The sequence below is a fragment of the Variovorax sp. Varisp46 genome, from assembly GCF_059491885.1.
In genome coordinates, this window is the sequence record NZ_CP168515.1 from 164,994 (window position 1) to 183,967 (window position 18,974).

General features: G+C 65.3%; 13 protein-coding genes. 7 read left to right on the plus strand and 6 right to left on the minus strand.

The window, feature by feature from the left end; all coding sequences use genetic code 11:
• Positions 1-64: 64 nt before the first annotated feature.
• From ACEN9N_RS00765 to ACEN9N_RS00785, 5 genes are all read right to left on the minus strand, one after another.
• A complete protein-coding gene (locus ACEN9N_RS00765) occupies positions 65-1,381 on the minus strand; it encodes a tetratricopeptide repeat protein (protein WP_495656435.1) in 1,317 nt (438 codons plus the stop codon).
• 118 nt (positions 1,382-1,499) lie between these two features.
• Positions 1,500-2,804, minus strand: a complete 1,305-nt coding sequence (locus ACEN9N_RS00770) for a tetratricopeptide repeat protein (RefSeq protein WP_495656436.1) — start codon at positions 2,802-2,804, stop codon at positions 1,500-1,502.
• Between the two features lie 134 nt (positions 2,805-2,938).
• Positions 2,939-5,014, minus strand: coding sequence for a phospholipase D-like domain-containing protein (locus tag ACEN9N_RS00775; RefSeq protein WP_495655167.1), 2,076 nt, complete (start codon positions 5,012-5,014; stop codon positions 2,939-2,941).
• A gap of 53 nt (positions 5,015-5,067) precedes the next feature.
• Positions 5,068-7,773 (minus strand): type VI secretion system Vgr family protein, encoded by a 2,706-nt coding sequence (locus tag ACEN9N_RS00780; RefSeq protein WP_495655168.1) that lies wholly within the window; start codon positions 7,771-7,773, stop codon positions 5,068-5,070.
• 268 nt (positions 7,774-8,041) lie between these two features.
• Positions 8,042-9,001: an SMP-30/gluconolactonase/LRE family protein gene (locus ACEN9N_RS00785; RefSeq protein WP_495655169.1), complete on the minus strand. Its 960-nt coding sequence runs from the start codon at positions 8,999-9,001 to the stop codon at positions 8,042-8,044.
• A 133-nt stretch (positions 9,002-9,134) separates the two neighbouring features.
• Between ACEN9N_RS00785 and ACEN9N_RS00790 the strand changes: the two genes are divergently transcribed.
• Positions 9,135-9,908 (plus strand): SDR family NAD(P)-dependent oxidoreductase, encoded by a 774-nt coding sequence (locus ACEN9N_RS00790; protein ID WP_495655170.1) that lies wholly within the window; start codon positions 9,135-9,137, stop codon positions 9,906-9,908.
• 108 nt (positions 9,909-10,016) lie between these two features.
• On the opposite strand, the gene ACEN9N_RS00795 is transcribed toward ACEN9N_RS00790, so the two are convergent.
• The gene (locus ACEN9N_RS00795; RefSeq protein ID WP_007831791.1) at positions 10,017-10,976 is read right to left on the minus strand and encodes a LysR family transcriptional regulator; all 960 of its coding nucleotides are present in this window, start codon (positions 10,974-10,976) and stop codon (positions 10,017-10,019) included.
• A 148-nt stretch (positions 10,977-11,124) separates the two neighbouring features.
• On the opposite strand from ACEN9N_RS00795, the gene ACEN9N_RS00800 reads away from it, so the two are divergent.
• The 6 genes from ACEN9N_RS00800 to ACEN9N_RS00825 are packed head-to-tail and all read left to right on the plus strand — an operon-like array spanning position 11,125 to position 18,959.
• A complete protein-coding gene (locus ACEN9N_RS00800) occupies positions 11,125-12,579 on the plus strand; it encodes an aldehyde dehydrogenase family protein (RefSeq protein ID WP_007831789.1) in 1,455 nt (484 codons plus the stop codon).
• A gap of 50 nt (positions 12,580-12,629) precedes the next feature.
• A complete protein-coding gene (locus ACEN9N_RS00805) occupies positions 12,630-13,595 on the plus strand; it encodes an ABC transporter substrate-binding protein (protein ID WP_056509196.1) in 966 nt (321 codons plus the stop codon).
• 12 nt (positions 13,596-13,607) lie between these two features.
• On the plus strand, positions 13,608-14,678 hold the full coding sequence (gene chvE, locus ACEN9N_RS00810; protein WP_007831785.1) for a multiple monosaccharide ABC transporter substrate-binding protein: 1,071 nt from the start codon (positions 13,608-13,610) through the stop codon (positions 14,676-14,678).
• 26 nt (positions 14,679-14,704) lie between these two features.
• Entirely contained in the window at positions 14,705-16,231 is a 1,527-nt protein-coding gene (mmsA, locus tag ACEN9N_RS00815; RefSeq protein WP_042673160.1) for a multiple monosaccharide ABC transporter ATP-binding protein, read from the plus strand.
• Positions 16,218-17,429, plus strand: a complete 1,212-nt coding sequence (mmsB, locus tag ACEN9N_RS00820; protein ID WP_007831782.1) for a multiple monosaccharide ABC transporter permease — start codon at positions 16,218-16,220, stop codon at positions 17,427-17,429. Before mmsA ends, mmsB begins: the two co-directional genes overlap by 14 nt.
• Before the next feature lie 6 nt (positions 17,430-17,435).
• Positions 17,436-18,959 (plus strand): sugar ABC transporter ATP-binding protein, encoded by a 1,524-nt coding sequence (locus ACEN9N_RS00825; protein ID WP_495655171.1) that lies wholly within the window; start codon positions 17,436-17,438, stop codon positions 18,957-18,959.
• The last annotated feature ends 15 nt before the right edge of the window (positions 18,960-18,974 follow it).

Genomic DNA, 18,974 nt, shown 5'->3' on the forward strand with positions numbered 1-18,974 from the left:
AAGGAGTACAGCGGCAAACAGGGTCGCCGCCCCGGCTGTGCGGGTGCCTTGCATCACCGTGCGTTCACCCCGCCACGGGCGGATTGCCCACGCCGACCTGCGGAATCCTGCTGAAGCCCAGAGGGTTGGCCTGGTTCCACCAGGTCCAGATGACCTGCGCCGGATCGATGTCCAGGTGCTGCTCGCGCGGATCGGGAAAGGGCTGGCCTTCCATCACGTAGGACTGGCGATGCCACTGGTTGAACGATGCCGCATGCGGGTGGTCGTCCGGTACGCGCGCCTGCCAGATGCCCGTGACAAGGCAGCGCGCGGCGCCGCTGCATCGCACCAGCGGTGTGGGCAAGTCGGCCTCCCGCGCGATGCCTTGGGCCACGCGCGTGTGAGTGGCAAGAACGCCTCGCTCGAAACTTTTGAGCTGACTGGTGCGCTGGGATGTGGGTGCCGGCGCCTGCGATGGCGAAGAGGCTGAAGGCACCACGGCCTTGGCGGCTTCGATGAGCTTCTTCGGCTCGCTCATGTCCCACTGGGGCAGCAGCGCTGGAGGGAGGGGAAGCACCTTGTCGAGATTTGGGAAGAGAAGGTCGGGGTTGTGGTAGAGCGCATTGGCGAGGGCGTGATAGCGATCAGCTCTTGACGTATCTGGACCTCCTTGTACTGGTGCTTCTCCGCCTCGAAACGAAGCACTCAAGTAGCCTGCGCTTTTTTGGCTGCCAAGCTTCACACCCTCGTGAAATATCTTGAGCGCCCGCTTGTTATCTTCTTGAAGTTCGGAGTGTGTCCCTACGAGAGTGATTGCCAGTTCAAAGGCCCCATTCGCTGAGCCTTGGGCGAACGCGCACTCAAGCATCTTCAGCCCGATAAGACGATTTCCCCAGAAAGTCGGTGGTTCATCGTGCGTGGCCTTCAACTTGGCTCCGATGTATGCCTGTGATGCCATGCTCCCCATGTCTGCCGCTCTTTGCCAGAACGCATAAGCCACGGTCGCATCCTGCTTGAGCGAACCGATGCCGCCCATGTACATCGTGCCCATGTTGTCCCAGGCTGCAGGCACGCCTTTGCGCATCAGGTCTTCGGTTAACTCGATGGCTTTCTCGGGGTCTTGCTCAACTCCCAGACCTTGCAGGTATGAGCCGGCAAGGTTGAACTGCGCTTTCCAGTGGCCCAGCTTCATCGCTTGATCGTAGAGCTGGGCCGCCTTGGCGTAGTTGCGATCCTCGGACCATTTCTCGTAGCTCACCAGCGCCAGCGCCTGCTGGAACAGTGCTTCGGCTTCTGCCGTGATGGGCGGATTGGCGGCAGCCTCGTGCTTGCAGACGAAGTCTTTGCGGTGCGGATCGAACTTGTCGAGCCTGGTGAAGCGCGGCAGCTTGCTGTCCGACATGAAGGGTTGGTGAGGCTGGGCTTTGGAGTCGTCTTGCATGGGACATCCCGCCAGAAGGAATGCGGCAGCAAACAGGGTTGCCGCCCCGGCTGTGCGGGTGCCTTGCATCACCGCGCGTTCACCCCGCCACGGGCGGGTTGCCCAGGCTGACTTGAGGAATCCTGGCGAAGCCCAGATGGTTGGCCTGGTTCCACCAAGTCCAGATGACCTGCGCCGGATCAATGTCCAGATGCTGCTCGCGCGGATCGGGGAAGGGTTGCCCCTCCATCACGTAGGACTGGCGATACCACTGGTTGAACGATGCCGCATGCGGGTGGTCGTCAGAGACCTGTGCCTGCCAGATGCCCGTGACGAGGCAGCGCGCACTGCCGCTGCATCGCACCCGCGGCGTCGGCAACTCGGCCTCGCGCGCGATGCCCTGGGCCACACGCGTGTGAGTGGCAAGAACGCCTCGCTCGGCACCTTCGAGTTGACTGGTGCGCGGGGATGTCGGTGCCGGGGCTTGCGATGGGGAAGGAGCGGCAGACACCACGGCCTTGGCGGCATCGATAAGCTTCTTGGGCTCGCTCATGTCCCACTGGGGCAGCGGTGCTGGAGGAAGGGGCAGCACCTTGTCGAGATTGGGAAAGCGCAGGTCGGGGTTGTGATAGAGCGCGTCGCCAAGAGCGTTGTAGCGGTCTGCGCGCGACTTGTCGACGGTACCGCTGACCAATGGAGTACCTCTACTGAATGCGCCTCGTAAGTAGTTGGCACTTCTCTCGCTACCCAATCTTGTCCCTTGATGAAGCGCACGCAGGGCGCGCGGATAGTCCTCGTCTATGACACTTAGAGTAACGCCCAATTCAAAGGCTGCCTGCCCAGACCCCTGAGCAAACGCACATTCGAGCATCTTCAATCCGATCGCACGATTTCCCCAAAACGAAGGCGGCTCGTCGTGATTGCCAAGCAGCTTGGCGCCTATGTACGTTTGCGATGCCATGCTTCCCATGTCCGCCGCCTTCTGCCAGAACGCATACGCCACCGTCGCATCCTGCTTGAGCGATCCAATGCCGCCCATATACATCGTGCCCATGTTGTCCCAGGCCGCCGGCACCCCCTTGCGCATCAGGTCTTCGGTCAGCTCGACGGCCTTCTCGGGGTTCTGTTCGACACCGAGACCTTGCAAGTAAAGCCCCGCCAAGTTGAACTGTGCCTTCCAGTGGCCCAGCTTCATTGCCTGCTCGTAGAGCTGGGCCGCCTTCGCGTAGTTGCGGTGCTCCGACCACATCTCGTAGCTCACGAGCGCCAGCGCCTGCTGAAACAGTGCTTCGGCTTCTGCGGTGATGGGCGGATTGGCGGCGGCCTCGTGCTTGCAGACGAAGTCCTTGCGGTGTGGATCGAACTTGTCGAGCCTGGTGAAGCGCGGCAGCTTGCTGTCCGACATGAAGGGTTGATGAGGCTGGGCTTTGGAGTCGTCTTGCATGGGACATCCGGTCAGAAGAAGAGCAGCGGCGAACAAGATTGACGCTCCCGCTGTGCGGATACCTTGCGTCATCCAGGTTGTGGAGATGTGCATGACTAGGCAAACTTGACGAATGGGACACCGCGAGGGTCCTCAAAGGGATAGATGAAGCTGCCTTCTTCGGAAGGCCTCCCTCCCGTTCTCAAGGCCTGATTATTTTTCATCCGATCGAGCCAATCCTTGTGCGCTTTCGCTGTCTCCTCCCTCGTACAGTCCCTCCCATCCAAATCATCCCCCGCCAGATTCCCCCACACCCGCTTCCTCGCCGCCTTGGTGAACGCATACTCCTCCGTGCACAGGTTCAGTTCGCTGTCTGCCGCCATGCTGCGCGCGTTGAGGTTCGCGCTGCCCAGCGTCAGGTATACGTCGTCCACGATCATCAGCTTGCTGTGGATATAGATCTCCCGGTAGCGCCTGGGCGTGATGTTGAAGTCGCTCAGGTTCTCGGGGTTCACGTCGTCGGCGTGGCCCCTGGCCTTCTCTTCCACGCCGGCCTGCGCGTCCTGAGCCTCGCTGTCGCGCGCCTTGATGCGGATGTTCTTCGCCCGGTTCGCGCTGTCGAAGGTCAGCAGCATCGCCACCAGCGGCTTGATGCCCAGTTCCTGCAGCTGCGCCTGTGCATCCACCGGCACCGTGTTGGCCGAGGCGCCCACCAGCCCGCCGCCGCCCCGGGCGCCCGCCTGCCGGCGCTTGCGTTCCCCCTGCACCTTCTTGTCGTACTCGCCCATCTGCGCGCCGGCACCCAGCGTGCCGACCGTGTCGTAGGTGCTGGGGACCATCTGGCCGCGCTCGGGCTGCGGAATCACCACGAACAGGTGCAGCGGCGCCATGTCGGTGGGCGCCGCACCTGCCTCCTGCATGGCGCGGCGGTAGCGCCTGCGCACGTCCTTGAGCAGCCTGGGCCACTCGCTCAGCTGGAAGTACTGGTTCTCCACATAGATGTAGTTCAGCGCGTTGGCGCTGGCCAGCGTGTAGCCCTTGAGGATGGTGCCGTCGTCGGATTCCGGCTGGGTGCGCTGGATCTGCACGCGGCAGCGCGAGCCTGACGGGCGCGGGATGTCTCGGGCCTGGATCGACTGGCGCCGGTCGCCCAGCTTTTTGCTGAACGCTCCCGCCCCGTTGGCAGGAAAGAGGCTGCCCGCAGGTCCTGGGATCACCTGCACACCGGCCGCGCTGTCCCAGCCCTGCACGAAGTTCCGGTTCAGGCAGTGCAGCGCCTCGCCCTGCACCCGGATGGCGTAGTCCCGGTATGGCTTGCGGTGCCAGCGCACCTCGTCGTAATTGGTGTAGCTGTTGGGGCTGAGCTCGCGCCGGGGGTCGTTGAAGGCGTGCGAGGTGGTGTCCCAGTAGTCGGTCACGCTGTTCAGGCCCATCACGTAGCCGCAGACGTTGCGCGGCCTGCCGCCGGCGGCAGGCTCGTAGTCGATCAGGATCGGCTTCTGGTGATGGGTGCCCACCGCGATCATGCTGGCGGCCTCGCTCAGGTCGCGCTTCGAGTCGGGCAGGTAGCGCGCCAGGTTGGAGTGGATTTCGAGCGGGCTGCCGCGGCGCAGCCGCACTTCCAGGTTCTTGAAGCGCCCGGCCAGCGCGTCTTCCCACCACTGCTTGCAGTAGTTGGAGCGGTCAGTCAGCACCCAGGCGGAATTGGAACGGTTGTCGTAGGAATCGGCGCCCTCAGGCCAGGTGGTCCGGCTGGTCTTGGAGAAGGAGGTGGGCGCCCAGAACGCGGGAAAGTCCGGCACGTTGCCCGCCGCCTTGTTGACCACCAGGCTGTCGAACCACAGCAGCATGCGCACCTTCACGCCCTCGCCGGCCTTGCGCACCAGCAGGTCACCGTAGGTGGTGCCGTGCGGCCAGGTGGTTCGGCTGCGGGTCAGCTCCATGCCGGGGTCGAAGCCCCACAGCACCAGGTCGATGCTGCTGCCGGCCGCGAGGATGTCTTTCTCGATGGCGGCGAAGCCTTCCTGCCCGCACATGAAGAATTGCAGCGCGTTGTTGTCGTGGATCGGGTGCGTCCTGTGGTCCTTCTCCAGAAACCATTGCAGCGTGCCCTTGCTGCGCCGCTTGATCATGTCGACGTGGCTGACTTCGGGCTTTTGGATTTCGTCGAGGAGCTTGTTCAGATCAGCCATGTCGGTTGTCGGCTCGAGAGAGGTTCATCATAGGGCGGCGTCGATGAGGGCCATCAAGTGGACGCCTGGCCGGCATCCGAGCCGCGCTCGCGCTGCGACCGGCGCTTCGAGCTGTCTTGCCCATCGCCGCGGTACCCCTTGTTGGACAGCTGATGCTCGTTGTACCGGGACTGCCCGGGATCGGGTTCCATCCGGTCCGGCGCCACCGGAACATCGTGGACGGTTCCGTTGAAGAGCCGGACCTGGTAGCGTGCGCCTTTCTCGGCGTGCTCGATGGTCAGCCGTCCGTGTTCATCGAACAAGCCTTTGCGGATTTCGGCGCCATTCTTCAGTAGGGTGTAGGACTGGCCTGAGAAAAGCAGGGGCGAGGGACCGGGGACGTGCTGTACGGAGAACGCGATCTGCGGATCAGGAGGTGTCTCCTTCAAAGCCGCAGCCGTCGATCGGATCGGGGGCACCGGCTTGTTCGCAGGCCCGACCAGGCTGTGCGTTGCCGCATGCTCGCGCCAGATGCCCATCGTGCCGTGCTCGATGCCATTCGCGTTCCAGCGCGTGTAGCTCGAGCCGCCGTTGATCAGCACCTCGTCCCTGGCGGTGATCGTGATGCGGTTGGCCTCCAGCTTGATGTTCATCTTGGCCAGCACATTGACGCTGGCCTTCAGCGCCCTGATGTCGATATCGGAACTGCCGGCGGTGAGTTTCATGCCCGCCTTGTGGGCGAACAGGCGCACGGCCTCCTTCGCACTGACCAGCAGGCTCTTGCCGGCGCCGATGCTGGCATGCGCGCCGCTGGTGAGAGCCGTGTGCTCGCCACTCACGATGTGCGTGCTGCCGGCGGCCGTGGCCTGGATGCCCGCGGGGCTGGCCAGCGTCAGGTGCGGCTCCTGGAATTCGGGGAAGATGCCGTGGGCCGGGTCGCTGCCCTGGCCCCTGATGTCGTCGTTCTGTTCCTTGAGCGCCTTGGTCACTGCATCCTGGTCGCCGCTCTCGTGCGCCTTGGCTTCCTGCGCAGCCTGACTCAATCCTTCGTGCAGATCACGTGCCTGGGTGAGCCTGGCGGTGGTCTCGCGCATGTCCGCGATGTGGGCCTGGGCGTTCGCGCGAGCCTCGGTGCTCAGCAGCAGGCCGTTCGCGGCGCGCACCGCGCCGTGCCCGTCGGTGCGCAGTTCGAAGCCCTGGCCCCGGTCGTCCTTGCGGCCTGCCACGTCCTCGATGCGCGCGATGTGCCCCAGGCTCAGGCTGGAGCTTTGATGGTCGCTCTTGAGCTGGGCCTGGACCTTGCCGCTCGAATCATCGAGTGCGAGATGGTTGCTGCGGCCGCCGCCCAGTTCCCGGCTGCGGATGCCCGAAAGGTGCTTCTGATCGGGTAGCTGCCAGGCCGGCATCTCGTCGGCGTTGTGCACACGCCCGGTGACGATGGGGCAGTCCGGATCGCCATTGAGGAAGTCGACGATGACCTCCTGCCCGATGCGTGGCAGCGCGGCCATGCCGAAGGTCGAACCCGCCCAGGCCGTCGACACGCGTACCCAGCAGCTGGCGTGCTCGTTGTCCTCGCCGATGCGGTCCCAGTGGAACTGGACCTTGATGCGGCCGTATCGGTCGGTCCAGATTTCTTCGCCGGCCGGGCCGACCACCTTCGCCGTCTGCGGTCCCTCGGTCCACGGCTTGGGTGTCGTGCGCCGCGGGCGCCAGGCGAAGCTCGTGGGCTGGGCATCGAAGGTGAAGCGCTGCACGGAGCCCTCGGCGCCGTTCTGTCCTTCACTGGCCTGGATGGTCTCTTGCAGGTGATAGCCGACACCGAGCAGCAGGTACTGCCGGTTCTGGTCGTCGCGCGGGTGGCCGGCGAGGCGGAAGGTGTGGCCCGGCGCCAGTTCGCGCAGGTTGGAGCGGCCCCTGGCCCGGCGGCGTTCGCTCAGTTGCTCCTCCGTGCGGAGGCGCGCGTAGTCCTCGCCGTCGCCGTGCTGGATGAAGCCACCCGGCCACTCGTAGGCTTCATGGCTGTCGTGGTCATGGCCGGGCGGCATTTGCTGGCGGCTCGCCAGGTCGGCCCTCGGCTTTTCGAAGTCGTAGTCGTCGGTGTAGTGGTGGCCGGAGCGAATCTCTTCGGCCTGCTCCCATGCATGAATGCGCTCGCCGGGCTCCAGGCCTCCCGTCATGCCCGAGTGTTCGTGGGGGTGGTAGCGCACGGTCTCGCCGCCAGGCAGGGGGCCGTGCGAGCTGGCGATGTCGTCGGCGAAGACCAGCACGTGCTGCTCGGCTGCATGCCGGAAGAAGAAATAGATGCCTTCGTGCTCGCACAGGCGCGAGACAAAATCGAAGTCGCTCTCGTGGTACTGAACGCAGTAGTTCCAGGTGCGGTAGCTGCGGCTGAGCTTCTGCTCGAGCGGGTGGCCGTAGCGCCCGAGCACCGCGGCAAGGATGTCCGGAACGGTCTGGTCCTGGAAGATGCGGAAGTCGCTTCGGCGGGTGGCGAGCCAGAGCCAGGGACGCAGCCGCATCTTGTAGAAGGACTGTCGCGCGTCTTGCTGCGAAAGGCCGAAGCGCGTGACGATGCCGGCAAGGTGGCGCAGGGCGCCGCTCTCGGTTTCCATCGCGACGGTGGCGGCCTTGCCCAGCAGGGTCTTGGGATCGATGGCGTTGCTGCTGCCCAGCAGATCGATTTCAAAAACGTAAGCCTGGCTGAGCGTCTCTCGACCGACGAGGCGATGGAATTGCAGTGCCTCGCCCAAGGGCGTCTGGATCGTGACGCGGCGCTTCATGGCTGCCGCAGGCGTGCGAGCACGCCTTCGAAGTTGGACATGGGACTCCCTGAATGCGCCTGCCGCTACGGATGAGGGCTGGCTTTTTCCGGGGATTATGTAAGCCCTTGTACTGGCGCCGTAAGTACACGAAAGTAACAGCGCCCGGAACTAGTGCGCAGTTGATGCTTGGCGCTAAGGGCTTGAAACAAGCGTGATCTCCGCGGCATCGTCCAGTTCTACGGCGCGGGTGCGCACCTGCGTCTCGCGGGCGAGTCTGGCAGCTTCTTCAGCCCGCGAACAGCGCCGCCGGCACCCCCGGGCTGCCGATGCGCACCCTGAACAGCCCGCCCGCCAGCGGCTCGGCCGCCTGCTGTTCGGCCGTGAGTCCGTTGCGCGCGGTCGTGATGTAGAGCGTGCACAGGTCGGCGTCGCCGAAGGCGCAGTCGGTGACGTGGCTCGCGGGCAGCGGGATGCGGCACAGCTCGGCCGCGCTCACCGGGTCATGGCAGGTCACGCAGGAGCCGCCCCAGTGCGCGATCCAGAGACGGCCGGCCGCGTCGGTGGTCATGCCGTCGGGCAGGCCATCGGGCTTCGGGAAGCGGTGCCACAGGCGCCGGTTCGACACCGTGCCCGCCTCCACGTCGAAGTCGTAGGCGTAGAGGTTGTTGCGCGCCGTGTTGTTGAAGTACATCGTGCGCCCGTCGGCCGACCATGTCGGGCCGTTGGTCACCTCGAAGCCGTCGTCGTGCCTGGTGCAGCGGCCGTCGGCGTCGTAGCGGTAGAGCGCGCCGGTCGGTGCCTGGCAGTCGAAGTCCATGCTGCCGCCCCAGAAGCGGCCGCGGCTGTCGCACTTGCCGTCGTTGAAGCGGTTGCCGGTGCGCTCGGGCTCGGGCTCGGGCTGGTGCAGGTAGCGCGGCTTCGCGTCGTCGCCGGGCGCGGTGGTGTCGAACAGCGCGAAGCCGCGGCGCAGCGTGACGATGAGGCCCGGCGCCGAGGCGCGCTCGGCGATGGCGGTGATCTCCTCGTCGAAGGTCCAGGTTCGCTGCGCGCCGCTGGCGGGGTCGTAGCGGAACAGGCGCGGCGTGAGGATGTCGATCCAGTAGAGCGCTTGCTCGCGCTGCGACCACATCGTGCCCTCGCCAAGGTTGGCGCCGGCGGCCCAGATGCATGCGAGCTCGCCTGCGACCGACGGCACGGATGCAGATGCGGATGAAGGGGGGAGGACGCCTGTCTCTTGCTTGTTCATTTGTTTTTTCCTCGTCATGTCTTCTTGACTCGGCGGATCGTATCAAGGCATATTGATAACGGAAATTTAAAATTTAGGCATTGATGAATATGCTTTTTGCAATGTCAGTTGCCGAGCACCCTGGAGACTTTTCTTGAATTCCCCCCCACATTCCATTTATCCCAGCCTGAAAGACCGTGCCGTTTTCGTCACCGGTGGCGGCAGCGGCATTGGCGCTGCCATCGTCGCAGCGTTCGCAGCCCAGGGCGCGCGCGTCGCCTTCATCGATATTGCCGAGGGTTCCAGCGCGGCGCTCGCACGGCAGATCGAGGAGGCCGGCCACGCGGCGCCGTGGTGGCGCGCCTGCGACGTGCGCGACATCGCCGCGCTGCAGAAGGCCATTTCCGACGCGGCCACCGAGCTCGGCGACTTCGCGGTGCTGGTCAACAACGTGGCGAGCGATGACCGCCACACGCTCGAATCGGTCACGCCCGACTACTACGACAACCGCATGGCCATCAACGAGCGGCCGGCGCTGTTCGCGATCCAGTCGGTGGTGCCGGGCATGAAGCGCCTGGGCTTCGGCTCGGTGGTCAACCTGGGCTCCACGGGCTGGCAGACGAAGGGCTCGGGCTACCCCTGCTACGCGATCGCCAAGTCGTCGGTGAACGGCCTCACGCGCGGGCTCGCGGTGGACCTGGGCCGCGACCGCATCCGCATCAACACTGTGTCGCCCGGCTGGGTGATGACGGAGCGCCAGGTGAAGCTGTGGCTCGACGACGAAGGCGAACAGTCGCTCAAGCGCAACCAGTGCCTGCCCGACAAGCTGATGCCGGAAGACATCGCGCGCATGGTGCTGTTCCTGGCATCGGACGACGCGAAGATGTGCACGGCCCAGGAGTTCACCGTGGACGCCGGCTGGACCTGAACGGAATTGCTGTGCGCGGAATGCCGCGGAACCGGCTTTGCCGGGCCGCTGGCGTTGCCCCCTGCAAGGGGGTTGGCGAAGCGACACGAAGTGCGCGAAGACTGGGGGTTAGTCCAGTTCCAGTTTCCGCCCGTACACGCTCACAGCCGCCGTCTTCAGCGCCTTCATCATCACCTTCGCCGCCGGCGACGGCAGCCGGTCGGTGCGCGTGATGATGCCGAAGGCGTCCATGTGGCAGGGCATGTCCAGTGGCAGCAGCGACACGATGCCGTGCGCGGCGTAGTAGCGCGCCACGTCGGTCGCCAGCACCGCCACCATGTCGCTCTGCTGCAGCATGCGCGTGATGAAGAGCAGCGCCGGGCTCTCGATGGTGTTGGTCGGCGGCGCCAGGCCTTCTTCCTGGAACATCAGCTCGAAGCGATGCCGCAGCACGCTGCCCGCGGGCGGCACGATCCAGCCTGCGCTCACCACGTCGCGCAGCGTGAGCCCGCTCACGCCCAGCAGTGGATGGCCCGGCCGCACCAGCGCGCACACCGGCTCTTCGCTCAGTGCTTCGTAGCGCAGCTGCGACTTGTCGTGCTCGGCGAAGAGGCGCGCCACCAGGATGTCGAGCTTGCCCTGCTCGAGCCGCTCGATGAGCACCGGGCTGGTCTCGATCTCCAGCGACACGCGCAGGTCGGGCTGCTCGCGCTTGACCATGGCCACGGCCGGTGGCAGCAGCGTGAGCCCGGGCGCGGTGATGGCGCCCACGCTCACCTGGCCGAAGCGCCCGGCCTTGAGCGCGGTGAGCTCGTCGTGCGCCTGGTTCAGGCTCGCGAGCGCCACACGGGCGTGGCGGATCATGGTCTCGCCGTACCAGGTGGGGCGCATGCCGCGCGGCAGGCGGTCGAACAGCGGCACCTCCAGCACGTCTTCCAGGTCCTTCAGCAGCTTGGAGGCGGCGGGCTGCGTCATGTTGAGCACCTGCGCCGCGCGGTGGATGTTGCCTTCCTCGGCCAGGGCCACGAGCAGCAAGAGCTGCCGGGTCTTGAGGCGGGCGCGGATGAACCAGTGGTTGTAGTTGGTCATGTCTCTTTGACTTGAAACGAAGGACTGATCGGGTTTTCCAGAATCCAATGATCGATATCCATTTTGCTTAAAAAACAATTGGATTGATATCATTTTTGTTTCTAGACTCGCCGCACATCCAGAACTACAGAGACAAGGCCCCCGCCCGGTGATTCACGGCGAGCTCCATCAGAACGTGCGGCAGTACATCAATGGCCGCTGGGAAACCAGCGCGACCACGGGTGTGAGCGCCAATCCCTCGGACACCAGCGAAGTGGTGGCCGAGTACGCACGCGCCGATCGCCGCCAGGCCGAGGCCGCCATCCGCGCGGCCACCGAGGCCTTTCCCCATTGGAGCCACAGCACGCCGCAGCGGCGCGCCGACGTGCTCGACCGCATCGGCGCAGAACTGCTCGCACGCAAGGACGACCTGGGCCTGCTGCTGGCGCGCGAGGTGGGCAAGACCCTGCCCGAGGCGGTGGCCGAAGTGGCGCGGGCGGGCCAGATCTTCAAGTTCTTCGCGGGCGAGGCCCTGCGTGGCGGCGGCGGCGAGAACGTCGCCTCGGTACGCGCGGGCGTGCAGGTCGACGTCACGCGCGAGCCGGTCGGCGTGGTCGGGCTCATCACGCCGTGGAACTCGCCGTTCGTCATCCCGGCATGGAAGATCGCGCCCGCGCTGGCCCACGGCAACAGCGTGGTGTTCAAGCCGGCCGAACTGGTGCCGGCCTGCGGCTGGGCGCTGGCCGAGATCATCAGCCGCGCCGCCTTGCCGGCCGGCGCCTTCAACCTCGTGATGGGCAGCGGCCGCGAAGTGGGACAGGCGCTGGTCGACAGCGCGCTGGTCGATGCGCTGAGCTTCACAGGCTCGATGGCCAACGGCGAGCGCATCCTGCAGGCGGCAGCTTCGCGCCGAGCCAAGGTGCAGCTCGAGACCGGCGGCAAGAACGCGCTGGTGGTGCTGGCCGATGCCGACCTCGACCGCGCCGTCGACTGCGCGGTGCAGGGCGCCTATTTTTCCGCCGGCCAGCGCTGCACCGCGTCGAGCCGGCTCATCGTCGAGGCAGCGGTGCACGACGCCTTCGTGGCCAGGCTGCGCCAGCGGCTCAGGACGCTGAAGATCGGCCATGCGCTGGAGCGCGGCGTCGACATCGGCCCGGTGGCCGACGAGGAGCGCCTCGCGCAGAACCTCGCCTGGGTCGAAGTGGCGCGCGAAGAGGGCGCCGAGCACGTGTGGGGCGGCGAAGCGCTCGAACGCGCCACCGCCGGCCACTACATGAGCCCCGCGCTGTTCCTGGCCAAGCCGGCGCACCGCATCGCGCGCGAGGAAATCTTCGGCCCGCTGGCCTGCGTGCTGCGCGCCGACAACTACGATGAAGCACTCGCGCTGTGCAACGACACGCCCTTCGGCCTGTGCGCGGGCATCTGCACCAATTCGCTGAAGCACGCGATGCATTTCAGGCGCCATGCCGTGGTCGGCATGACGATGGTCAATCTGCCGACCGCAGGGGTGGATTTCCACGTGCCCTTCGGCGGCCGCAAGGGGTCGGGCTACGGGCCGCGCGAACAAGGGCGCCACGCCGCGGAGTTCTACACGACGGTGAAGACCGGCTACATGCTGGCCTGAGCCACAAAAAAACCGTTCTCAACAAGCAAGTCAACAGAAGGAGACATCCCATGACGATGAATCGCCGCACGCTCAACACCGCACTGGCCGCCGCCGCCCTCGGCGGGCTGCTGCCCGTTTCTGCGCTCGCGCAGAAAAAACTCGTGCTCGGCTTCGCGCAGGTGGGCGCCGAGAGCGAATGGCGCACTGCCAACACCGAGTCGATCAAGTCGTCCGCGAAGGACGCCGGCATCGAGCTCAAGTTCTCCGATGCGCAGCAGAAGCAGGAAAACCAGATCAAGGCCATCCGCTCGTACATCGCGCAGAAGGTCGACGTGATCGCGTTCTCGCCCGTGGTCGAGTCGGGCTGGGAAACCGTGTTGCGCGAAGCCAAGGCCGCCAAGATCCCGGTGGTGCTGACCGACCGCTCCGTCAACACCAAGGACGACTCGCTCTACGTGACCTTCATGGGCTCGGACTTCACCGAAGAAGGCCGCAAGGCCGGCCGCTGGCTGGTCGAGAAGATGAAGGACCAGAAGGGCGACGTGAACATCGTCGAGCTGCAGGGCACCGTGGGTTCGGCGCCGGCCATCGACCGCAAGAAGGGCTTCGAGGAAATCATCAAGGCCGACCCGAAGTTCAAGATCATCCGCTCGCAGACCGGCGACTTCACGCGCGCCAAGGGCAAGGAGGTGATGGAAGCTTTCCTGAAGGCCGAGGGCAAGAAGATCAACGTGCTCTTCGCGCACAACGACGACATGGCCATCGGCGCGATCCAGGCCATCGAAGAGGCCGGCCTGAAGCCCGCGAAGGACATCACCATCATCTCCATCGACGGCGTGAAGGGGGCGTTCGAAGCGATGATCGCGGGCAAGCTCAATGTGTCGGTCGAATGCAGCCCGCTGCTCGGCCCGCAACTGATGAGCGCCGTGAAAGACATCAAGGCAGGCAAGACGCTGCCCAAGCGCATCGTGACCGAAGAAAGCATCTTCCCGATGGAAGTCGCTGCCAAAGAGTTTCCCAATCGCAAGTACTGAGAGCCCACACCCATGAAACGCAAATTCCTCAAAGCATCGCTCGCGGGCATCGCATTCGCCATCGTCGGCTTCACGCCGCTGGCCAATGCGCAGGACAAGGGCCTGATCGCGATCTCGATGCCCACCAAGTCGTCGGCCCGCTGGATCGCCGATGGCGCCAACATGGTCAAGTACTTCAAGGACAAGGGCTACAAGACCGACCTGCAGTACGCCGACGACGACATCCCCAACCAGCTCGCGCAGATCGAGAACATGGTGACCAAGGGCTCGAAGGTGCTGGTCATCGCGGCCATCGACGGCACCACGCTGTCCGACGTGCTGCAAAAGGCGGCCGACAAGGGCGTGAAGGTCATCGCGTACGACCGGCTCATCAAGGGCTCGAAGAACGTCGACTATTACGCCACCTTCGACAACTTCCAGGTTGGCGTGCTGCAGGCGCAGTCGATCGAGAAGGCGCTCGACCTGAAAAGCGGCAAGGGCCCGTTCAACATCGAGCTGTTCGGCGGCTCGCCGGACGATAACAACGCCTTCTTCTTCTACAACGGCGCGATGTCGGTGCTCGACCCGTACATCAAGAGCGGCAAGCTCGTGGTGCGCAGCAAGCAGATGGGCATGGACAAGGTCGGCACGCTGCGCTGGGACGGCGCGGTGGCGCAGGCGCGCATGGACAACCTGCTGTCGGCCTACTACACCAAGGACCGCGTCGACGCGGTGCTGTCGCCGTACGACGGCCTCTCCATCGGCATCCTCTCGTCGCTCAAGGGCGTGGGCTACGGCTCGGGCTCGCAGCCGATGCCGGTGGTGTCGGGGCAGGACGCCGAGGTGCCTTCGATCAAGTCGATCCTGCGCAAGGAGCAGACCTCGACCGTGTTCAAGGACACGCGCGAGCTGGCCAAGGTGACGGTGGCCATGGCGGACGCCATGCTCTCGGGCAAGCAGCCCGAGGTGAACGACACCAAGACCTACAACAACGGCATCAAGGTCGTGCCCTCGTACCTGCTGAAGCCGGTGAGCGTGGACGCGTCGAACTGGAAGCAGGTGCTGGTCGACAGCGGCTACTACAAGGAAAGCCAAGTCAAGTGAGTCAAGGCGAACGCACGATCCTCGAAATGCGCGGGATCACCAAGACGTTTCCGGGGGTGAAAGCCCTCAGCAACGTCAACCTCGCCGTGCGCGCGGGGGAGATCCACGCGGTGGTCGGCGAGAACGGCGCGGGCAAGTCGACGCTCATGAAAGTGCTGAGCGGCGTCTACCCGTGCGACTCGTACACCGGCGAGATCCATTTCGAGGGCGAGCTTCGCCGCTTCAAGGGCATCGCCGACAGCGAGAAGCTCGGGATCATCATCATCCACCAGGAGCTCGCGCTGGTGCCGCTGCTCTCGATTGCCGAGAACATCTTCCTCGGCAACGAGATTGCGAACGGCGGCGTGATCGACTGGTTCGCCGCCTATGCGAAGACGCGAGAGCTGCTTGCCAAGGTGGGCCTCAAGGAGTTGCCCACCACGCTCGTGACCGACCTCGGTGTCGGCAAGCAGCAGCTGGTGGAAATCGCCAAGGCGCTGGCCAAGGAGGTCAAGCTCCTGATCCTCGACGAGCCGACCGCGAGCCTGAACGAGAACGACAGCGATGCGTTGCTGATGCTGCTGCTGGAGCTCAAGCGCCAGGGCATCGCGTCGATCCTCATCTCGCACAAGCTCAACGAGATTTCCAAGGTGGCCGATTCGGTCACCGTGCTGCGCGACGGCGCGACGGTCGAGACCATGGACTGCCGCGGCCAGCCGATCAGCGAGGACCGCATCATCCGCGGCATGGTGGGGCGCGACATGGCGCACCGCTATCCGCAGCGCCATCCGAAGATCGGCGAGACCGTGTTCGAGGTGCGCGACTGGCGCGTGCACCATGCGCTGCACGCCGACCGCGAACAGATCAAGGGCGTGAACCTGAACGTGCGCAAGGGCGAGATCGTCGGCATCGCGGGCCTCATGGGCGCGGGGCGCACCGAGCTCGCCATGAGCGTCTTCGGCAAGTCCTACGGCCAGCGCATCAGCGGCTCCGTGCTCATGCACGGCAAGCCCGTGGACGTGGGCACGGTGCGCAAGGCCATCGACCACGGCATCGCCTACGTCACCGAGGACCGCAAGGGCCTGGGGCTGGTGCTGGAGGAAGACATCCGCAAGAACATCAGCCTGGCCAACCTCGATGCGATCGCCGATTCGTCGGTCATCGACAACGGGCGCGAATTCAAGGTGGCCAACGAATACCGCAAGGCACTCAACATCCGCTGCTCGGGCATCGAGCAGCTGGTGGTCAATCTGTCGGGAGGCAACCAGCAGAAGGTGGTGTTGAGCAAGTGGCTCTTCACCAAGCCGGAACTGCTGATCCTCGACGAGCCCACGCGCGGTATCGACGTGGGCGCCAAGTACGAGATCTACACCATCATCGACCAGCTTGCGAGCGAGGGCAAAGGCATTCTCATGATTTCTTCGGAACTGCCGGAACTGCTCGGCATGTGCGACCGCATCTACGTAATGAACGAGGGGCGCTTCGTCGCCGAATTTCCGGTGGCCGAGGCCTCGCAGGAACGCATCATGCATGCCATCGTGAGCTCGGGGAGTTCGATCCATGTCGCAGCCTGAAGTCAACGCGGTGAAGGCCGCCGTTCCCGCCTCCGAGGCGCCGAAGCTGCATGTCGGCTTCCTGAAGAACAACCTGCGCGAATACGGCATGCTGATCTCGCTGGTCGCGATCATGGTGCTGTTCCAGGTGCTGACCGACGGCACGCTGCTGCGGCCGCTGAACCTCACCAACCTGCTGCTGCAGAACAGCTACGTGGTCATCATGGCGCTGGGCATGCTGCTGGTGATCGTGGCGGGGCACATCGACCTGTCGGTGGGCTCGGTCTGCGGCTTCATCGGGGCGCTTGCAGCGGTGCTGATGGTCGAGTACGAATGGCACTTCGTGCCGACGGCGATCGTGAGCATCCTCGCGGGCGCCGTCATCGGCGCCGCGCAGGGCTGGTTCGTCGCGTTCCGCAAAATCCCGTCGTTCATCGTCACGCTCGCGGGCATGCTGGTGTTCAAGGGGCTCACGCTGGCGCTGCTGGCGGGACAGTCGGTGGGGCCGTTCCCGGTGGAATTCCAGCGGCTCAGCTCGGGCTTCATTCCCGATCCGCTGGGCGGCGACGCATTGCGCACCACCTCGCTGGTCGTGGGCGCGCTGGCCGCCGCGGCGCTGGTGTTCTTCAAGCTGCGCGGGCGCGCCAAGCTGGCGGCGCACGGCATGGAGCAGGAGCCCTACGCCTTCTTCCTCGTGAAGAACCTGTTCTTCGCGGCCATCATCCTGTTCTTCAGCTACCTGCTGTCGACCTACAAGGGCCTGCCCAACGTGCTGATCGTGATGGCGGTGCTGATCGTGGTGTACGACTTCGTCACCAACCGCACCACCGTCGGCCGGCGAATCTATGCGCTGGGCGGCAACGAGAAGGCGGCGCGGCTGTCGGGCGTGAAGACGCAGCGGCTCGCCTTCCTCACCTTCGTGAACATGGGCGCGCTGGCGGCGCTGGCCGGGCTGGTGTTCGCGGCGCGGCTCAATACCGCGACGCCGAAGGCCGGCCTGGGCTTCGAGCTCGACGTGATCGCGGCCTGTTTCATCGGCGGCGCCTCTGCCTCGGGCGGCGTGGGCCGCGTGATGGGCGCGGTGATCGGCGCCTTCATCATGGGCGTGATGAACAACGGCATGTCGATCCTGGGCATCGGCATCGACTACCAGCAGGTCATCAAGGGCCTGGTGCTGCTGGCCGCGGTGTTCATCGACGTCTACAACAAGAACAAGTAGCCGCGCATGACAGACGGCAGCCTCAGCCCCGTGCTCGAGCTTCGGGGCATCCACAAGCAGTTCGGCAGCATCCAGGTACTGCGCGACGTACGGCTCAACCTGTACCCGGGCGAGATCCATGCGCTGATGGGTCAGAACGGCGCGGGCAAGTCGACGCTGATCAAGGTGCTGACGGGCGTGCTGCCGTCGAGCGGCGGCGAGATGTTCCTCGACGGCCAGCCGATCCAGCCGCACTCGCCGCTCGACGCGCAGAAGCTGGGCATCAGCACGGTCTACCAGGAGGTGAACCTGTGCCCGAACCTGTCGGTGGCGGAGAACGTGTTCGCGGGGCGCTATCCGCGTTGCGGCGCGGCGCAGGGCTTTCGCATCGACTGGGCCGCGGTGAACCGCCGCGCCGAAGAGCTGCTGGGGCGCATCGGGCTCGACATCGACGTGACGCGGCTGCTGTCGGGCTACTCGGTTGCGGTGCAGCAGATGGTGGCGATTGCGCGTGCGCTGGGCGTGTCGTCGAAGGTGCTGATCCTCGACGAGCCGACATCGAGCCTGGACGACGACGAGGTGGAAAAGCTGTTCGAGGTGCTGCGGCGCCTGCGCGGCGAAGGGCTGGCCATCGTCTTCGTGACGCACTTTTTCAACCAGATGTATGCGGTGTCGGACCGCATCACGGTGCTGCGCAACGGCAGCTGGATCGGCGAGTGGCGTGCCGCAGACCTGGGGCCGCAGGCGTTGATCGCAGCGATGCTCGGGCGTGAGCTGGCGGCGCAGTCGGCGCGTCCCGCTGCCTTGCCTTCGTTCGATGAGGCCGCACCCGCATTGCTGCAAGCCGAAGGATTGGGCCAGGCGGGCCAGCTGCAGGCGACGGATTTGCGTGTGCGTGCCGGCGAAGTCGTCGGCATCGCGGGCCTGCTGGGCGCGGGCCGCACGGAACTCGCAAGGCTGCTGTTCGGGCTGGAGTTGCCGGACCGCGGCGTGCTCAAGGTCGATGGCCGCACCATGAGCTTCTCGAACCCGGCCGATGCCATTCGCGAAGGTCTTGCGCTGTGTCCCGAAGAACGCAAGACCGATGGCATCGTTGCCGAGCTGTCGGTGCGCGAGAACATCGCGCTGGCGCTGCAGGCGCGCCTGGGCACTCGGCGCTTCCTGTCGCATGCCGAGCAGACCGAGATGGCCGAGCGCTTCGTGAAGTCGCTCGGCATCAAGGCCGCGAGCGTCGAAACGCCCATCGGGCTGCTGTCGGGCGGCAACCAGCAGAAGGCCATGATTGCGCGCTGGCTCGCGACCGAGCCGCGCCTGCTGATCCTCGACGAGCCCACGCGCGGCATCGACGTGGCGGCCAAGCAGGAGATCATGGAAGAGATCCTGCGGCTCGCGAAGGCGGGCATGGCGGTGATCTTCATCTCGTCGGAAATGAGCGAGGTGGTGCGCGTGGCGCACCGCATCGTGGTGCTGCGGGATCGGCAGAAGGTGGGCGAGCTGCCGGGCGGCTCGAGCGAGGACGAAGTCTACGAAATGATTGCAGCGACAACATGACTCTCCCCCAGTCTT

Excerpts from the sequence above, each read along its gene's own strand:
- ACEN9N_RS00765 (WP_495656435.1), bottom strand. The coding sequence starts at position 1,381 with ATGTCGGACAGCAAGCTGCCGCGCTTCACCAGGCTCGACAAGTTCGAT.
- chvE (WP_007831785.1), top strand. The coding sequence starts at position 13,608 with ATGAAACGCAAATTCCTCAAAGCATCGCTCGCGGGCATCGCATTCGCC.
- mmsA (WP_042673160.1), top strand. The coding sequence starts at position 14,705 with ATGCGCGGGATCACCAAGACGTTTCCGGGGGTGAAAGCCCTCAGCAAC.
- ACEN9N_RS00775 (WP_495655167.1), bottom strand. The coding sequence starts at position 5,014 with ATGGCTGATCTGAACAAGCTCCTCGACGAAATCCAAAAGCCCGAAGTC.
- ACEN9N_RS00795 (WP_007831791.1), bottom strand. The coding sequence starts at position 10,976 with ATGACCAACTACAACCACTGGTTCATCCGCGCCCGCCTCAAGACCCGG.
- mmsB (WP_007831782.1), top strand. The coding sequence starts at position 16,218 with ATGTCGCAGCCTGAAGTCAACGCGGTGAAGGCCGCCGTTCCCGCCTCC.
- ACEN9N_RS00770 (WP_495656436.1), bottom strand. The coding sequence starts at position 2,804 with ATGTCGGACAGCAAGCTGCCGCGCTTCACCAGGCTCGACAAGTTCGAT.
- ACEN9N_RS00780 (WP_495655168.1), bottom strand. The coding sequence starts at position 7,773 with ATGAAGCGCCGCGTCACGATCCAGACGCCCTTGGGCGAGGCACTGCAA.
- ACEN9N_RS00825 (WP_495655171.1), top strand. The coding sequence starts at position 17,436 with ATGACAGACGGCAGCCTCAGCCCCGTGCTCGAGCTTCGGGGCATCCAC.
- ACEN9N_RS00805 (WP_056509196.1), top strand. The coding sequence starts at position 12,630 with ATGACGATGAATCGCCGCACGCTCAACACCGCACTGGCCGCCGCCGCC.
- ACEN9N_RS00785 (WP_495655169.1), bottom strand. The coding sequence starts at position 9,001 with ATGAACAAGCAAGAGACAGGCGTCCTCCCCCCTTCATCCGCATCTGCA.